Origin of the sequence: Dryocola boscaweniae, assembly GCF_025215095.1 — a bacterium.
In the GTDB taxonomy this organism is placed as follows: Bacteria; Pseudomonadota; Gammaproteobacteria; order Enterobacterales; family Enterobacteriaceae; genus Dryocola; species Dryocola boscaweniae.
On the sequence record NZ_JALHAP010000069.1, the window covers coordinates 83,721 to 101,395 of the forward strand.

The 17,675-nt window shown below is 54.0% G+C and carries 13 protein-coding genes; 5 read left to right on the forward strand and 8 right to left on the reverse strand.

Annotated elements, in window-relative coordinates; translation table 11 throughout:
- Positions 1–34 precede the first annotated feature (34 nt).
- The 5 genes from hslU to priA form a co-directional block, all read right to left on the reverse strand.
- Positions 35–1,369: an HslU--HslV peptidase ATPase subunit gene (hslU, locus tag MUA00_RS03365; RefSeq protein ID WP_271121643.1), complete on the reverse strand. Its 1,335-nt coding sequence runs from the start codon at positions 1,367–1,369 to the stop codon at positions 35–37.
- A gap of 9 nt (positions 1,370–1,378) precedes the next feature.
- Positions 1,379–1,909, reverse strand: coding sequence for an ATP-dependent protease subunit HslV (gene hslV / locus MUA00_RS03370; RefSeq protein ID WP_034461419.1), 531 nt, complete (start codon positions 1,907–1,909; stop codon positions 1,379–1,381).
- Between the two features lie 90 nt (positions 1,910–1,999).
- A complete protein-coding gene (ftsN, locus tag MUA00_RS03375) occupies positions 2,000–3,046 on the reverse strand; it encodes a cell division protein FtsN (RefSeq protein WP_271121642.1) in 1,047 nt (348 codons plus the stop codon).
- Positions 3,047–3,134: 88 nt separating this feature from the next.
- Positions 3,135–4,169, reverse strand: a complete 1,035-nt coding sequence (gene cytR / locus MUA00_RS03380) for a DNA-binding transcriptional regulator CytR (protein WP_271121641.1) — start codon at positions 4,167–4,169, stop codon at positions 3,135–3,137.
- Positions 4,170–4,333: 164 nt separating this feature from the next.
- Positions 4,334–6,529 (reverse strand): primosomal protein N', encoded by a 2,196-nt coding sequence (gene priA / locus MUA00_RS03385; protein ID WP_271121640.1) that lies wholly within the window; start codon positions 6,527–6,529, stop codon positions 4,334–4,336.
- 209 nt (positions 6,530–6,738) lie between these two features.
- Between priA and rpmE the strand changes: the two genes are divergently transcribed.
- On the forward strand, positions 6,739–6,954 hold the full coding sequence (gene rpmE / locus MUA00_RS03390) for a 50S ribosomal protein L31 (protein WP_167614712.1): 216 nt from the start codon (positions 6,739–6,741) through the stop codon (positions 6,952–6,954).
- A 119-nt stretch (positions 6,955–7,073) separates the two neighbouring features.
- Here the strand turns inward: rpmE and metJ are convergent, their stop codons facing one another.
- Complete coding sequence (gene metJ / locus MUA00_RS03395; RefSeq protein ID WP_031523354.1) at positions 7,074–7,391, reverse strand: met regulon transcriptional regulator MetJ; 318 nt, start codon at positions 7,389–7,391, stop codon at positions 7,074–7,076.
- Between the two features lie 263 nt (positions 7,392–7,654).
- On the opposite strand from metJ, the gene metB reads away from it, so the two are divergent.
- The 3 genes from metB to metF all read left to right on the forward strand — a co-directional run bounded on the left by metB (position 7,655) and on the right by metF (position 12,371).
- Positions 7,655–8,815, forward strand: coding sequence for a cystathionine gamma-synthase (gene metB, locus MUA00_RS03400; RefSeq protein ID WP_271121639.1), 1,161 nt, complete (start codon positions 7,655–7,657; stop codon positions 8,813–8,815).
- A 2-nt stretch (positions 8,816–8,817) separates the two neighbouring features.
- Positions 8,818–11,250, forward strand: coding sequence for a bifunctional aspartate kinase/homoserine dehydrogenase II (locus tag MUA00_RS03405; RefSeq protein ID WP_271121638.1), 2,433 nt, complete (start codon positions 8,818–8,820; stop codon positions 11,248–11,250).
- Positions 11,251–11,480: 230 nt separating this feature from the next.
- Complete coding sequence (gene metF, locus MUA00_RS03410; protein ID WP_271121637.1) at positions 11,481–12,371, forward strand: methylenetetrahydrofolate reductase; 891 nt, start codon at positions 11,481–11,483, stop codon at positions 12,369–12,371.
- 66 nt (positions 12,372–12,437) lie between these two features.
- Here metF and ppc read toward each other — a convergent pair whose 3' ends face one another.
- The gene (ppc, locus tag MUA00_RS03415) at positions 12,438–15,089 is read right to left on the reverse strand and encodes a phosphoenolpyruvate carboxylase (RefSeq protein WP_271121636.1); all 2,652 of its coding nucleotides are present in this window, start codon (positions 15,087–15,089) and stop codon (positions 12,438–12,440) included.
- Between the two features lie 237 nt (positions 15,090–15,326).
- Positions 15,327–16,478: an acetylornithine deacetylase gene (gene argE, locus MUA00_RS03420; RefSeq protein WP_271121635.1), complete on the reverse strand. Its 1,152-nt coding sequence runs from the start codon at positions 16,476–16,478 to the stop codon at positions 15,327–15,329.
- A gap of 186 nt (positions 16,479–16,664) precedes the next feature.
- Between argE and argC the strand changes: the two genes are divergently transcribed.
- A complete protein-coding gene (gene argC / locus MUA00_RS03425) occupies positions 16,665–17,669 on the forward strand; it encodes an N-acetyl-gamma-glutamyl-phosphate reductase (protein WP_271121634.1) in 1,005 nt (334 codons plus the stop codon).
- Positions 17,670–17,675: the final 6 nt, after the last annotated feature.

The window sequence follows — 17,675 nt, forward strand, 5'->3', positions numbered from 1 at the left end:
TCCATTTGAAATGAAGAAAATACGTTGGGCGCGATTATAGGATAAAACGGCTCAAGTCTTCATCTGCTACCAGTTCATCCAGATGCTTACTTACGTAATCAGCATCAATAACAATGGACTGACCGCTCAGATCGCTGGCTTCGTAAGAAATATCTTCCACCAGACGTTCGAGCACGGTATGCAGGCGACGCGCGCCGATATTTTCAGTAGATTCATTCACCTGCCATGCGGCCTGAGCGATACGGCGAATACCGTCTTCGGTGAAGTCGATATTCACGCCTTCCGTACCCATCAACGCCTTGTATTGCACGGTGATAGAAGCGTTTGGCTCCGTCAGAATGCGTTCGAAATCTTCTACGGTCAGCGCCTGCAACTCAACGCGAATCGGCAGACGACCCTGCAATTCCGGAATCAGATCGGACGGGCTTGCCACCTGGAATGCGCCAGAAGCGATAAACAGGATATGGTCAGTTTTAACCATGCCGTGCTTGGTGGAAACGGTGCAGCCTTCAACCAGCGGCAGCAGGTCGCGCTGCACGCCTTCACGGGAAACGTCCGGGCCGGAGCTGTTGCCGCCGCGCTTACAGATTTTGTCGATTTCGTCAATGAACACGATACCGTGCTGTTCAACCGCATCAATGGCGTCTTGTTTCAGCTCTTCCGGGTTTACAAGCTTTGCCGCTTCTTCTTCAATGAGAAGTTTCATTGCGTCTTTGATTTTCAACTTGCGCGGCTTCTGCTTCTGGCCGCCCAGGTTCTGGAACATGGACTGCAACTGGCTGGTCATTTCTTCCATGCCTGGAGGCGCCATGATTTCGACGCCCATCGGCGCTGCCGCCAGATCGATTTCGATTTCTTTATCGTCCAGTTGGCCTTCACGCAGTTTTTTGCGGAATGACTGGCGAGCCGCAGACGGCTCCGGCACCGTTTCGGACTGGCCCCAGTTGTTTTTGGCAGGCGGGATCAGCACGTCAAGAATACGTTCTTCCGCCATTTCTTCGGCGCGATAGCGGTTTTTCTCGATGGACTGTAAACGCACCATTTTCATCGCAGAATCGGTCAGATCGCGGATGATAGAGTCAACTTCCTTACCGACATAGCCCACTTCGGTGAACTTGGTGGCTTCGACTTTAATAAACGGCGCATTGGCAAGCTTCGCCAGACGGCGTGCGATTTCGGTTTTACCGACGCCGGTCGGGCCGATCATCAGAATATTTTTCGGCGTCACTTCATGGCGCAGCTCTTCGTCAAGCTGCATACGGCGCCAGCGGTTACGCAGCGCAATCGCCACGGAACGCTTGGCGTTGTCCTGGCCAATGATGTGTTTGTTCAGTTCGCTGACAATTTCGCGTGGAGTCATTTCAGACATGGGGGATCCTTACGCCTTAGACGCTAATTCTTCGATAGTATGGAAATGGTTGGTGTAGATGCAGATATCACCGGCGATCCCCAGCGATTTCTCAACGATGTCGCGCGCGCCCAGCTCGGTGTTTTCCAGCAGGGCACGGGCAGCAGCCTGCGCGTACGGGCCACCGGAACCGATGGCAATCAGGTCATCTTCTGGCTGAATAACGTCGCCGTTACCGGTGATGATCAGTGAAGCATTTTCATCGGCTACGGCCAGCAGCGCTTCAAGCTTGCGCAGCATGCGATCGGTGCGCCAGTCTTTAGCCAGCTCAACGGCGGCTTTAACCAGGTGACCCTGATGCATTTCGAGCTTGCGTTCAAAGAGTTCAAACAGAGTGAAGGCGTCGGCTGTGCCGCCCGCAAAGCCCGCGATGACTTTGTCGTTATAGAGGCGACGAACTTTTTTCACGTTGCCTTTCATTACGGTATTGCCGAGCGTGGCCTGACCATCACCACCGATTACGACATGGCCATTGCGGCGCACACTTACTATTGTTGTCACGAGCAGACCCCTTATTGCATCAGCTAAATACGTGCCCCAAACCGTGTTTGGGGCTGAATGCAATTATAGATGGGGGAGTTTTTGGGGGTTTCAACCCCCGCCGAGACGAATGCAGTTAGAGTGACCAGCCATCTTCAGGCGGTTAAGGGTGCCATCGGCATTGTCTTTGCCTTTGATTGGGCCAATCACCACGCGATTCCAGCCGTTGTTGGTGGTAATACGTGAATCAAAGCCCTCAAAAGCAAGCTGCGCGCGGACCGTTTCGGCCTGCTCGCTACCTTTGAATGAACCGCACTGAACCATCCAGCGTTTTTCATCCTTTTTCTCCTGAGTGGCTGGAGCAGGTTTGGCTGCTTCAGGTTCACGAGTAACCGGTGCCGCTTTTGGCTGCGTCTGAACCTGCTCACGAGGCTGCGTAGTTTGCGCAGGAGCACGCTGCTGAGCGTTATGCGGCGGCGTTTGCAGCAGATCCTGATACGGCTGAGGAGCTGTCGTCGTGCGCGTTTGCTGCTGTTGTTGAACAGGTCGTGACTGCTGCTGCGTTTGTTGCACCGTACGCGGCTGCTGATAAGGCTGCTCGGTTACGCGCTGCTGCACGCGAGGCTGTTGCTGTTGCGTGTTCCACTGCTGTTGCTGAGTCTGCTGCTGTACTTGCTGTTGTAATTGCTTCTGACGCTGCAACGTTTGTTGGCGCTGGGCCGGGGTTTGTTCGTTCCACGGCACTTCATTCAATTGAGTGGGCTGCTGGCGCATATCCGCCTGCATCTGCTCAAGGAGCTGACGCTGTTCATTAGTGAGCTGGTCTTTATTTTGCACTTCTCCGCCGGCAGTAGGCTCGGTTGGACTGCGCACGCCAGGCTGGCGATTTTCCAGCTCTTTGATGTAGCGCCAGCGTTCTTCAGGCTTTGGCGGAAGACCATTTCCGGTCACTTTATGGCCCGGCAGGACTTCACTTTCCTCTTTTTTATGATGGGTAATGAAGTACAGAGCACCAATAAAGGTCACCAGAACGGCGGCCGCAATGGCGACCATTGTCGGCGAGACGGATGGCAGGTTACGTTGCTTTTTGCGGGAATTACTCTTTTTGCGCCGTGTCCCTGCCGATTGCCCGCGGCGTACATAATCTCTTTGTGCCACTATCGATTCGCTGTATTTATTCGTTTGTCAGCCCGCCATGTTACTTAAGGGGCGCCCCTTTGACCAGATGAGGGAGTCCTAAAGCGGTTCATTTTCTCAAGCCTGGCGCGCTGGTACTTCCTCGCTCAATGAGGTCGCAGTCCAGCAAGCGCGATCCGCTGCTAACGATTTCACCGTGCAACTGATCTAATAACAACAACATAGCTTCCCGCCCGATATCGAAACGCGGTTGCTGGACAGTGGTGAGCGGTGGATCACAAAATTGTGATAACGCAATGTCATCGAAACCCATGATGGATAAATCTTCCGGTATGCGCAGCCCGCTGCGTTTAGCCTGCGAAAGCGCGCCCAGAGCCATAACGTCACTGTGGCAAAAGACCGCAGTAGGCGGTACGGGGAGTGATAAAAGCTGCGCAAGGGCTGCCGCGCCGGCCTCAAAAGTAAAATCACCGCGCGCGATGTAATGCGGATCGACAGTCATTCCTGTCCGACGCAAGGCCTGAACGTACCCCTGCAGACGGTAATGGCAAAGCGGCATCTCTTCCGGCCCGGCAATACAGGCAATCCTTTCATGGCCCAACTGCTGCAAATAATAAACCGCGTTAAACGCAGCGGTGAGATTGTCGATATGAACGGTCGGCAGTTCCAGCTCCGGCGCAAACTCGTTGGCCATGACCATTGGCGGCAAATTTCTTTGCTCTTCAAGGCTTGCGTCAAACGGCAGGCGCGAGCCAAGCAGTAACATGCCGTCAATTTGTTTCGTTATGATCAGATCGATAAACGTTTTTTCCTGCTGGTTCTGATGGGCGCAGTCGCCGATCAGAACCAGATAACCTTGTTTGGCTGCGGTGACTTCAATGCCGCGAATAATCTCGCTGAAGAACGGATCGCAGATATCGGGAACAATCACCAGAATCGTGCGCGATTCGTTACGCTTCGCGTTGCGGCCTAACGAATGAGGCAAGTAACCCACTTCTATTGCAGCCTGTTCTACCCGGCTGCGCGTGCTTTGTGAAACCTTATCCGGGTTCATCAATGCACGGGATACCGTTGCCGTTGAGACTTTCGCCTGTACGGCAACATCTTTCATGGTTGCGTTAGCAACCTGGTTCTTCGGCTTCAACTTCTTCTCCTCGCTCGCACTCCGCAGGCCATGACACGTCCTTTATGTCTGATCGTGTTCACATTCTTAGCAGAATATTGCTGCCGCCTGTTACAGAAATTTCATCAAAAATGTGACGGGTACATAATTTTTCGATCCGCTTCGCATAACCAGTTGGTGATGTGCTAGCCCTCAATCGGATCGACGTCCAGCATCCATTTCACTTTCCGCGATTCAGGAAGGGTATTTACCAGCGTCAGAGAGTGGCTTATCAGGCGCTGCAATCGGGCGCGTGACGGGTGCTGGAGAAGAATTTGCCAGCGGAATCGGCCCCCGCGTTTTGGCTGGAGCGAAGGCACCGGCCCCATGATCCACAATTGTTCATCGCGCAGCGGGCTGGATTCCAGCAAATTGCGAAGCTGTTGCAGGAAAAGCGGCGCCTGTTGGTTATTTTGATCTTCTGCACGGAAGATAACGTGGCTGGTGAACGGCGGTAAAAATACCGTCTGGCGTTCTACCAGCGCCTGGCTTGCGAACGCATCGTAGCCCTGGGCCAGTAAAGTTTGCAGTAATGGATGCTCAGGATGGTGAGTTTGCAGCACCACTTCACCCTGCTTACCCGCGCGGCCTGCACGTCCTGAAACCTGAACGTAAAGCTGGGCGAAACGTTCGGCTGCGCGAAAATCTGCGGAGAAAAGCGCGCCGTCGACATCCAGCAGCGTGACCAGCGTGACGTCAGGGAAATGGTGGCCTTTCGCCAGCATCTGTGTGCCAATCAGAATACGTGCGCCGCCGCGATGAACCTCCGCCAGATGCTGTTCAAGCGCGCCTTTGCGGCTGGTGGTGTCGCGGTCGATACGTGAAAGCGGCACGCCGGGGAATAGCGGCTCCAGGCTTTGTTCAAGCTGCTCCGTGCCCATCCCCACCGGTACCAGGTTGGTTGAACCGCACCCCGGACACTGATTAGGGATGGCTCGCTGGCTGTCGCAGTGGTGGCAACGCAGTTGGCGCTGCCCCTGATGGAGGGTGAAATAGTGGTCGCAGCGCGGGCATTCCGCTATCCATCCACATTCATGGCACAAAAGAGCAGGGGCGAAACCGCGGCGATTCAGAAAAAGTATCACCTGATTATCGGCCTTTAAATGCTGACCCATTTTCTGAATCAGCGCGGGGGCAAGACCAGATTTTAGCGGCTGGCCTTTTAAATCCATTACCTGCTGTAAAGCCGGGCGCGCATTCCCGGCGCGTTTAGTCAGGCGTAGCTGGCGATATTTGCCTACCTGCACGTTATGCAACGTTTCCAGAGCGGGCGTTGCCGAGCCGAGGATAATCGGAATATCTTCCGCGTGAGCGCGGTAAACCGCTAAATCACGAGCGTGATAGCGCCAGCCTTCCTGCTGCTTGTAAGAGCTGTCGTGCTCTTCATCGATGACGATGACGCCAAGTCGGCAGAAAGGCGTGAAAAGAGAAGAGCGAGTGCCGATAACAATGGCAGCTTCCCCGCTGCGCGCTTTCAGCCACACGGCCAGACGTTCGCTGTCGTTCAGCCCGGAGTGCAGGACTTCTACCGGCGCGTTAAAACGCTCGCGGAAACGGGCGATAGTTTGCGGCGTAAGGCCGATTTCAGGCACCAGTACCAGCGCCTGTTTGCCCTGCGCGAGGACGTTTTCAAGCACGCTCAGATAGACTTCGGTTTTGCCCGAGCCGGTAATTCCCGCCAGCAGCCAGGCGGAAAAATGATCCGCCGCGCTATGAATGGCGCCCACCGCCGTGGCTTGTTCGGTGTTCAGACGTAAGCGCTCGCCCGCAACAGAATAGTCGTCTCGCCAGTCGGTTGTGGCCGGGGCCGCGCTTTTCAAATCGCATAGCCCTTTAGCGCGCAGCGCCTGCAAGCCTTGTTCGCTGATATCCATCTCGCTGACCTGATGGCGCCAGATGTTTTTTTGCCGTACTGCCGCCAGCGCCTGCTGCTGTTTAGGCGCGCGTTTAAGGCTATTAAGATCGATAGCCTTACCTTCATCCGTGGCGAACCAGTACCAAAGCGGCGCGTGATGGGCGGGTTTTCCCTGACGCAGCAAAATCGGCAAAGCATGAAACAGCACATCGCCAACAGGATGGTGGTAATAATCTTTTGCCCACAGCAAAACGCGCCATAAAGAAGGGGGGAACAAGGAAGCGCCATCCAGCACATCAGCCACGGGTTTTAAATCGCTGAGCGGCAGTTCGCTTTTTTCGCTAACGGATACCACAATCCCCACGGCTTCGCGTTTGCCAAACGGCACCATGATGCGACAGCCCGCCGCTACCTGCATGCCAGCAGGGATCAGATAGTCAAAAGTACGGGCAAGTGGAACCGGCAGGGCGACGTGAGCGACAGGCATGAAAGCATCCGGGCTGATAAAAAAGACGAGATAGTGTACACTGTGTGTTCGCGAAATTGCGGATCAGTTTGCATGCATCGGTAGTATTCTGTATGATTCGCCGCCTTTGATGCGCAGTTTTGGCTTCGAATAAACCTACTTTATTAACATCGCGTGGTGTCTGGCGTTAGGGCTGGAAGAGCGACGCGGCCTTAGACCTGAGGTTTTCCATGAAAAAAGATATCCACCCTAAATATGACGTAATTACTGCAAACTGTTCTTGCGGTAATTCTATCAAAATCCGCTCTACTGCGGGTCACGATCTGAACCTGGACGTTTGTGGCGAATGCCACCCGTTCTACACTGGTAAACAGCGTGATGTTGCGACCGGTGGCCGTGTTGACCGCTTCAACAAGCGTTTCAGCGTACCAGGCGCGAAAAAATAAGTTTCGCAGCTTGAAAGAGAAAGGCGCCCAAGGGCGCCTTTTTTGTATCCGTTACTTTTATAACCGTTAGCATCGAGCTGCAGTCAACATCCCTGCAGCCTGAAAAATGACGATCGGAATTAGTATTCCCACGTATCCGGGTCAATCCCCAGTTCGCGCATGATCACCTTCGCCTCTTCCGGAATTTCATCACTGCGCTCTTTGCGCAGATCCGCATCGTTCGGCAGAGGTTGGCCAGTAAACGCGTGCAGAAAAGCCTCACACAGCAGTTCACTGTTTGTTGCGTGGCGCAGGTTGTTCACCTGGCGACGGGTGCGCTCATCGGTGAGGATTTTTAACACCTTCAGAGGAATGGAAACCGTAATTTTCTTTACTTGTTCACTCTTCTTCCCGTGCTCAGCGTAAGGGCTGATATATTCGCCGCTCCATTCAGCCATGAGATACCTTTAATCCTCTTATCAATTAAACATGCTTAAACCGGGCGAGGCACGATTTCAGCGATTATCTGTCTTAGTGTACAGCCCAGACACCTGCGCAGTCTGCGACGCTATCACGCTAAAGCATATAATTTTAACGGCTATTTCGCGTTTGCTCAATCTATACGCAAAGAAGTTTAGATGTCCAGATGTATTGACGTCCATCTTTGCAATGTTTACTCTGATGCCTGACCTTTATTCGACCAGCAAGGATTAGGGAAACAATGACGCGCAAACAGGCAACCATCGCAGTACGCAGCGGTTTGAATGATGACGAACAATACGGCTGTGTTGTTCCGCCCATTCATCTTTCCAGCACCTATAACTTTACGGGGTTTAATGAACCGCGCGAGCATGATTATTCGCGTCGCGGCAACCCTACGCGCGATGTCGTACAGCGTGCGCTGGCGGAACTGGAAGGCGGTGCGGGCGCAGTGATGACGAATACCGGCATGTCGGCCATTCATCTCGTGACTACGGTATTCCTGAAGCCTGGCGACCTGCTTGTTGCTCCTCATGATTGCTATGGCGGCAGCTATCGCCTGTTTGATAGCCTGGCAAAACGCGGCGCGTACCGTGTTTTATTTGTCGATCAGGGCGATGAAGCTGCTTTAAATGCGGCCCTGGCCGAAAAACCGAAGCTGGTGCTGGTAGAAAGTCCAAGCAACCCATTGTTGCGCGTGGTAGATATTGCGAAAATATGCACCGCGGCACGAGCTGCCGGAGCGATAAGCGTGGTGGATAACACCTTCCTGAGCCCGGCGTTGCAAAATCCGCTGGCGCTGGGGGCCGATCTGGTTTTGCATTCCTGCACCAAATATTTAAACGGTCACTCTGATGTGGTGGCGGGTGTGGTGATTGCTAAAGATGCCGATACGGTCACCGAGCTTGCGTGGTGGGCGAATAATATCGGCGTAACCGGGAGCGCGTTTGACAGCTACCTCCTGCTGCGCGGTCTACGCACCTTGTCGCCGCGTATGGAAGTTGCTCAACGTAATGCACAGCTAATTGTCGATTTCCTGAAAACACAACCGCTGGTGAAAAAGCTGTATCATCCATCGCTGCCAGAAAACCAGGGGCACGAGATCGCTGCCCGTCAGCAGAAAGGTTTTGGCGCGATGTTAAGTTTTGAACTGGATGGGGACGAGCAGACGCTGCGTCGTTTCCTGAGCGGGCTGTCGCTCTTCACGTTAGCGGAATCGCTGGGTGGGGTGGAAAGCCTGATTTCTCACGCGGCAACCATGACCCATGCGGGCATGGCGCCGGAAGCGCGAGCTGCGGCTGGCATTTCCGAAACATTACTGCGTGTGTCTACCGGTATTGAAGATGGCGAAGATTTAATTGCCGATCTGGAAAATGCCTTCCGGGTGGCAAGAGAGGGGTAAGCATGAGTGTTTCAGCACCAGCAGGGACGCCGGTTCGTCAACTGCATAAGTTTGGCGGTAGTAGTCTTGCAGATGTGAAATGTTATCTGCGCGTGGCAGGTATCATGACCGAGTATTCCCGGCCGGGCGACCTGATGGTGGTTTCTGCCGCTGGCAGCACCACTAACCAGTTGATCAACTGGCTCCAGTTGAGTCAAAGCGATCGGCTATCCGCGCATCAGGTTCAGCAGGCGCTGCGTCGCTATCAAAGCGAGTTAATCAGCGGGCTGGTTCCACCTGACGTTGCGGATGGTTTAATCGGTGAATTTATTCACGATCTGGAGCGTTTGGCCGGTTTGCTGGATGGCAAAATCACAGAGGCAGTGTATGCCGAAGTGGTTGGTCACGGTGAAATCTGGTCCGCACGTCTGATGTCTGCGGTGCTGAATCAGCAAGGTATTGAAGCCGCCTGGCTTGATGCGCGTGAATTTATGCGCGCCGAGCGAGCGGCTCAGCCACAGGTTAATGAAGGCCTTTCCTGGCCGCTGCTGCAACAGCTTATGGCGCAGCATCCACATAAGCGTTTGGTGGTTACCGGGTTTATCTGCCGCAACGATGCCGGTGAAACCGTGCTGCTGGGACGTAACGGCTCTGACTATTCCGCAACACAAATCGGTGCGCTGGCGGGCGTTTCCCGCGTGACTATCTGGAGCGACGTGGCCGGGGTTTACAGCGCCGATCCACGTAAAGTAAAAGATGCCTGCCTGCTGCCTCTGCTGCGCCTCGACGAAGCCAGCGAACTGGCGCGCCTTGCCGCTCCGGTGCTGCACGCACGTACGCTGCAGCCGGTCTCCGGCAGCGATATCGATCTGCAATTGCGTTGCAGCTACTCCCCGGAACAAGGCTCAACGCGAATTGAACGCGTGCTGGCTTCCGGCACCGGCGCGCGTATTGTCACCAGTCACGATGACGTCTGCCTGATTGAGTTCCAGGTCGCCCCGCAGCAGGATTTCAAACTGGCGCAGAAAGAGCTGGATACGCTGCTTAAACGCGCGCAGGTTCGTCCTTTGTCCATCGGCGTGCATCCCGATCGTAATCTGCTGCAGCTTTGTTATACCTCCGAAGTAGTGAACAGCGCGCTGCAAATTCTGCAGGATGCGGAACTGCCGGGTGAATTACGTCTGCGCGAAGGCTTAGCGCTGGTGGCGATGGTAGGCGCTGGCGTTTGTCGTAATCCTTTGCATAGCCATCGTTTCTGGCAGCAGTTGAAAGACCACCCGGTTGAATTTATCTGGCAATCCGAAGATGGCATCAGCATGGTTGCCGTTCTGCGAGGTGGCCCGACGGTAAACCTGATTCAGGGTTTGCATAAATCGTTGTTCCGTGCGGAAAAACGTGTCGGCCTGGTGCTGTTTGGCAAAGGCAATATTGGTTCTCGCTGGCTTGAACTGTTTGCCCGCGAACAGGAAACGCTCTCCGCCCGCACCGGTTTTGAATTTATCCTTGCGGGTGTGGTGGATAGCCGCCGCAGTTTGCTGAATTATGAAGGGCTTGATGCCAGCCGCTCACTGGCATTTTTTAATGATGAAGCGGTAGAGCAGGATGAAGAATCCCTTTTCCTGTGGATGCGCGCGCACCCGTACGATGATTTAGTGGTGCTGGATGTGACGGCAAGCGAGCAGCTCGCCGATCAGTATCTTGATTTCGCAAGCCACGGTTTCCATGTCATCAGCGCTAATAAGCTGGCGGGTGCTGGCAACGGGCAAAAGTACCGCCAAATCCGCGACGCGTTTGAAAAAACAGGCCGCCACTGGCTGTACAACGCGACCGTAGGAGCTGGTTTACCGGTCAACCACACCGTGCGCGACCTGCGAGACAGCGGCGATGCGATTCTGGCTATTAGCGGCATTTTCTCCGGTACGCTTTCCTGGCTGTTCCTGCAATTTGACGGCACGGTGCCGTTTACCGATCTGGTCGATCAGGCCTGGCAGCAAGGACTGACGGAGCCCGATCCCCGGGTCGATCTTTCCGGCAAAGATGTCATGCGCAAGCTGGTGATCCTTGCTCGTGAAGCCGGTTATGACATCGAGCCCGATCAGGTTCGCGTGGAGTCGCTAGTGCCACATGGCTGTGAAGAAGGTTCGGTGGACCACTTCTTTGAGAACGGCGAAGCGCTCAACGAACAGATGGCGCAGCGTTTTGAAGCCGCGCAGGAAATGGGATTGCTCCTGCGTTACGTGGCCCGCTTTGATGCGAATGGCAAGGCGCGCGTTGGCGTGGAGGCGGTTCGCCCTGAACATCCTCTGGCGGCGCTGTTGCCGTGCGATAACGTGTTCGCCATTGAAAGCCGCTGGTATCGCGATAACCCATTGGTTATCCGTGGACCAGGCGCTGGCCGTGACGTCACTGCCGGAGCCATTCAGTCGGACCTGAACCGCCTGGCGCAATTGCTTTAAATCGCCTGAAAGTGATTTGTCAGAAAGCCAGCGTTAGCTGGCCTTTTTGTTGGCAATCTTACGACCTTGAATAAAATTCAAGTTGGGTGAGAATTCCTCAGTTCTCGTCGTGATTTTTCAGTTGACGGCCTGTCCCTTTTCCTTCATCTTGCTATCTGGACGTCTAAACGTCTGGACAGCAGTCAAACACAACAACACATTATTACAAATGCGATTGATGAGGTAAGGGTATGAGCTTTTTTCACGCCAACCAGCGGGAAGCACTGAATCAGAGTCTGGCCGAAGTCGCCGGGCAAATTAACGTTTCCTTTGAGTTTTTCCCGCCGCGTACCAGTGAAATGGAACAGACCCTGTGGAGCTCAATTGACAGGCTTAGCAGCCTGAAACCTAAATTTGTCTCCGTCACCTACGGGGCAAACTCCGGTGAGCGCGATCGCACCCATAGCATTATCAAAGGGATCAAAGATCGTACCGGGCTGGAAGCGGCGCCGCATCTGACCTGTATCGACGCCACCCGCGACGAACTGCGTACCATCGCCCAGGACTACTGGAATAACGGTATCCGTCATATCGTCGCCCTGCGCGGGGATTTACCCCCCAATGGTGGCAAGCCGGACATGTACGCCTCCGATCTGGTTACCCTGCTTAAAGAGGTGGGCGACTTTGATATTTCCGTTGCAGCCTATCCGGAAGTCCATCCGGAAGCGAAGAGCGCTCAGGCCGATCTTATCAATCTGAAGCGCAAAATTGATGCGGGCGCGAATCGCGCTATCACCCAGTTCTTCTTCGATGTGGAAAGCTATCTGCGTTTCCGCGACCGCTGCGTGGCCACAGGGATTGATGTTGAAATCGTGCCGGGTATCCTGCCGGTCAGTAACTACAAGCAGGCGCATAAATTTGCCACCATGACTAACGTGCGCGTTCCGCACTGGATGGCGCAAATGTTTGAAGGGCTGGATGATGATGCGGAAACCCGCAAAATGGTCGGCGCAAATATTGCGATGGACATGGTAAAAATCCTTAGCCGTGAAGGCGTGAAGGATTTCCACTTCTATACGCTAAACCGCGCGGAGATGAGTTATGCGATTTGCCATACTCTGGGCGTTCGTCCTGGGTTATAAAAGCCGTTAAGGCAGTAAAAAGAAACCCCGCATGAGCGGGGTTTTTGTTTATACAAAATACGGTGGTTAACCGGTGTTACGCATCCCGGCAGCGACGCCGGCGATAGTCACCATCAGCGCCTGCTCAACGCGGGCATCCGGCTCTTCACCTTTCTCTTCCGACTGACGTGAGCGGTGCAGTAATTCAGCCTGCAGAACGTTCAGCGGGTCGGTATAGATGTTACGCAGAGTGATGGACTCGGCTATCCACGGCAAGTCTTCCATCAGGTGTGAATCGTTGGCGATATCCAGCACCACTTTGATGTCGGCTTCCAACTGGTCGCGAAGCTGTTTGCCCAGCTTCCACAATTCTGGCTTCACCAGACGCTGATCGTAGTATTCCGCCAGCCACAGGTCAGCTTTAGCAAATACCATCTCAAGCATACCAAGGCGCGTGGAGAAAAACGGCCAGTCGCGACACATGGTTTCCAGCTCATCCTGTTTGCCATTTTCCACCACTTTTTGCAGCGCGGCGCCGGCGCCCAGCCAGGCTGGCAGCATCAGGCGGTTCTGCGTCCAGGCAAAGATCCACGGGATGGCGCGTAGCGACTCAACGCCGCCGTTCGGACGACGTTTTGCCGGGCGTGAACCGAGCGGTAATTTACCCAGTTCAAGTTCAGGTGTTGCAGAACGGAAATAGGGCACGAAATCTTTGTTTTCACGGATATAACTGCGATACATATCGCAGGAGGTGGCTGACAGCTCCTCCATGATATGTTTCCACTCTTTCTTCGGTTCCGGCGGCGGCAGCAGGTTAGCTTCCAGGATCGCGCTGGTGTAGAGAGAAAGGCTGCTGATGGTGATTTCCGGCAGACCGTATTTGAAGCGAATCATTTCACCCTGTTCGGTCACGCGCAGGCCGCCTTTCAGGCTTCCCGGTGGCTGAGACAGGAGCGCTGCATGCGCAGGCGCGCCGCCACGGCCAATGGAGCCGCCGCGTCCATGGAACAGCGTCAGGGTGATACCGGCTTTTTCACAGGTTTTGATCAGAGCGTCCTGCGCCTGGTACTGCGCCCAGGAAGCGGCCATCACGCCTGCGTCTTTCGCGGAATCAGAATAGCCAATCATGACCATCTGTTTGCCCTGGATAAAGCCGCGATACCAGTCGATGTTCAACAACTGGGTCATAACGTCGTCGGCGTTGTTCAGGTCATCGAGCGTTTCAAACAGCGGAGCGACCGGCAACGCGAACGTGCAGCCGGCTTCTTTTAGCAGAAGATGTACTGCCAGCACGTCAGACGGCGTTTTTGCCATGGAAATCACATAGGCGGCGATAGATCCACGAGGCGCTTCGGCAACCACTTTGCAGGTTTCCAGCACTTCGCGAGTGTCTTCGCTCGGTTCCCACTGGCGCGGCAGTAACGGGCGTTTGGAGTTCAGTTCACGGATCAGGAAGGCCTGTTTGTCGGCTTCTGACCAGCTTTCATAGTCGCCAATGCCGAGATAGCGGGTCATTTCGCCCAGCGCTTCGGTATGACGGGTGCTTTCCTGGCGAACGTCAATGCGTACCAGCGGCACGCCGAAGCTCTTCACGCGGCGCAGAGTGTCCAGCAACTGACCGTTGGCGATGATGCCCATGCCGCAAGCCTGCAGCGATTCGTAACAGGCATAGAGCGGTCCCCAAAGCTGTTCGTTCTGGGTCAGCAAACCTTCTGGTTTTGGCAGACGCTGGCCTTTCAGGCGCGCTTCCAGCCAGGCCTGGGTCGACAGCAACTGCTGGCGCAGGCCTTTCATGATGCAGCGATACGGTTCCTGCGCGGCATCCGGGCCCGCCAGCTCGCTCAGTTCCGGCGTGCATTCCACCATTGAAAGTTCGGAAATCAGCACCTGAATATCGCGCAGGAACAGGTCGGTGGCTTTCCAGCGGCTAAGCAGCAGCACGTGGCGCGTAATATCGGCTGTTACGTTCGGGTTGCCGTCGCGGTCGCCGCCCATCCAGGAGGTGAAACGTACCGGTACGAAGTCAACCGGCAGTTTATAGTCCAGGTTTGCTTCAAGCTGTTCGTTCAGCTCGCGCAGGTAGTTCGGTACGCCTTCCCAAAGGCTGTTTTCGACTACCGCAAAACCCCATTTAGCCTCATCAACCGGAGAAGGGCGATGCTTACGGATTTCGTCGGTATGCCACGCCTGCGCCACCAGTTGACGCAGACGGCGCATAATCTGGTTGCGTTCATAGTCCGCGATATCGCTATGGTCGAGCTGTTTCAGACAACTGTTTACTTCAACCAGCTTGTGAATCAAGGTGCGACGGGTGATCTCGGTCGGGTGTGCTGTCAGCACAAGTTCCAGGGAGAGGGATTCCACGGCATCACGAATGGCGGTTTCGCTAATATCCGGCTGTTCTTTTAATTTTTGGAGGGTTTTAGCGATAACTTCGGGATTGCTGGCGGCCTCGCCGTTAGCGGAAATGCTGTGATACTGCTCGGCGGTGTTGGCCAGATTCAGGAACTGACTGAACGCACGGGCTACCGGAAGTAGTTCGTCGTTAGACAGGTTCTGTAACGTGGTTAGCAACTCCTGACGATTTGCTTCATTGCCCGCCCGTGAAGACTTTGACAATTTGCGGATTGTTTCTACCCGGTCAAGAATGTTTTCACCTAATGCATCCTTGATGGTATCCCCGAGCAACTTGCCGAGCATACTGACATTACTTCGCAAAGCGGAATACTGTTCGTTCATATGACCCCAGACACCCAATCTAATTTGTAACTTAATTTCACCCGTGAAGGTTCAACACCGTCTTTTATAAAGCCACGTCTCACCGCGTTCGTCAATTGCTACGAAATCGTTTCAGCAAACGAGTAAATGGCGCAAATTCATGAAATTTAATTACCAAGTTTGCGCATAAGCTTTTCTTATAAGAATCCACAAAAAAGCAGCGGAAAAAGGGGCGAAAACCCCGATTTCCGCTATTTTTCAATGCCAGCAAAAATGATTTATGACCTGAGTGATAAGCTTGCGAGTCGGCTCAATAAAACGGGTTTCGATATATTCATCCGGCTGATGAGCCTGGTTAATTGAGCCCGGTCCCAGCACAAGCGTTGGACAAATGGTCTGGATAAAAGGCGCTTCGGTGCAGTAGTTCACCACTTCGGTTTGCGCCCCAAGCAGTTTCTCAACTACCTGCACCAGTTGATGATCTTCAGCGCATTCGTAGCCCGGAATCGGCGGATGGAGTTCAGAAATTGTCAGGCGGCCTGGCCAACGTTGGCTGACCGGCTCCAGCGCTTCATTCAGTAAACCATTCAGATCGTTTAATGTCAGGCCCGGCAGCGGACGGATATCCATGTGCAGTTCGCAGCAGGCGCAAATACGGTTTGCCGCATCGCCGCCGTTGATGTGCCCCAGGTTTAACGTTGGATAAGGCACGGTAAAGGCATCGTGGTGATAACGGTCTTTCAACGTGTTTTTCAAGGACATGATATGGCCGATCGCATCATGCATCAGTTCGATGGCGTTGACGCCCCGTGCAGGATCGCTTGAGTGACCAGACTGGCCGAGAATACGAATCGCATTAGAAATATGTCCTTTATGCGCACGTACCGGTTGCAAGGAGGTTGGTTCGCCGATGATCGCGCAGTCCGGGCGTAAAGTTGTGGTTTCAGAGAAATAACGCGCGCCCGCCATGGTGGTTTCCTCATCGGCGGTGGCCAGAATATAAAGAGGCTTTTTCAGCGTGGTCACGTCAACGTCACGCAACGCGTCAAGAATAAAGGCGAAGAAGCCTTTCATGTCAGCGGTGCCAAGACCGTACAGCTTATTTTCATGTTCTGTCAGGGTGAAGGGATCGCGCGTCCAGCGGCCATCGTCAAACGGTACGGTATCGGTATGACCCGCCAGCAGCAGTCCACCCGCGCCAGAACCGGTGCTCGCCAGCATATTAAATTTATTGCGGGTGCCGGGTACGGGCTGTACTTCGACGTTAAAACCCAGGTCGCGGAACCATCCCGCCAGCAAATTGATTAAAGACTCATTGCTTTGATCCAACGCGCTGTCGGTCGCACTGATGGAGGGAGTCGCGATCAATGCGCGGTAAATCTCGATAAAAGGAGGTAATTTCATCTTCACTGTTGACAGGCCTTAGGTTAGGATAGTATCAATATTCATGCAGTAATTGTGAATAAAAATACAATAACGTTGAGCGTAAAGGAACCCTTAAGCGTTCCGGTGAATAAAACCACGCTCGCAGACGTGGGTGATAGCCGCAAGGCTTTTTCCCTGAGCAGACACGACGTAAGAAGGTGAACAGCCCAGATGTTGAATACGCTGATTGTTGGTGCCAGCGGTTATGCAGGCGCAGAGCTTGTAACCTATTTGAATCGCCATCCTCATATGAACATAACCGCATTGACGGTTTCAGCGCAAAGTTCAGATGCAGGAAAATTGATATCTGATTTGCATCCGCAGTTAAAAGGCATTGTCGACATGCCCTTGCAGGCAATGTCTGACATCAGCGAGTTTACCGACGGCGTGGATGTGGTGTTCCTGGCCACCGCCCATGAAGTGAGCCACGACCTCGCACCACAATTCCTGGCAGCAGGCTGCGTAGTAATTGATTTATCGGGCGCGTTTCGCGTTAACGACGCCGAGTTTTATCAACGTTATTACGGCTTTGTTCATCAGCATCCTGAACTGCTTGAGAAAGCGGTTTATGGCCTGGCGGAGTGGCAAAGCGACAAATTAAAAGAAACCAATCTGATCTCTGTGCCGGGCTGTTATCCGACGGCCTCTCAACTTGCGCTTAAGCCGCTGATTGATGCCGGTTTGCTGGATTTGAATCAGTGGCCGGTGATTAACGCCACCAGCGGCGTGAGCGGAGCAGGGCGCAAAGCGGCTATTTCCAACAGCTTCTGCGAAGTGAGCCTGCAGCCGTATGGCATCTTTAACCATCGCCATCAGCCGGAAATTACCACTCACCTTGGCGCGCAGGTTATTTTCACTCCGCATCTGGGCAATTTCCCACGCGGAATTCTGGCGACCATTACCTGCCGCCTGAATGCGGGCGTCACGCAGCAACAGGTTGCCGATGCGTTTCATCAGGCCTATCAGGGCAAACCGATGGTGCGTCTGTACGACAAAGGCGTGCCGGCGCTGAAAAACGTGGTGGGCCTGCCGTTTTGCGATATCGGTTTTGCGGTGCAGGATAATCATCTGATTGTCGTTGCAGCCGAAGACAACTTACTTAAAGGCGCGTCGGCTCAGGCCGTGCAGTGTCTGAATATTCGTTTTGGCTTCGCCGAAACGCAGTCTCTTATTTAACCGACA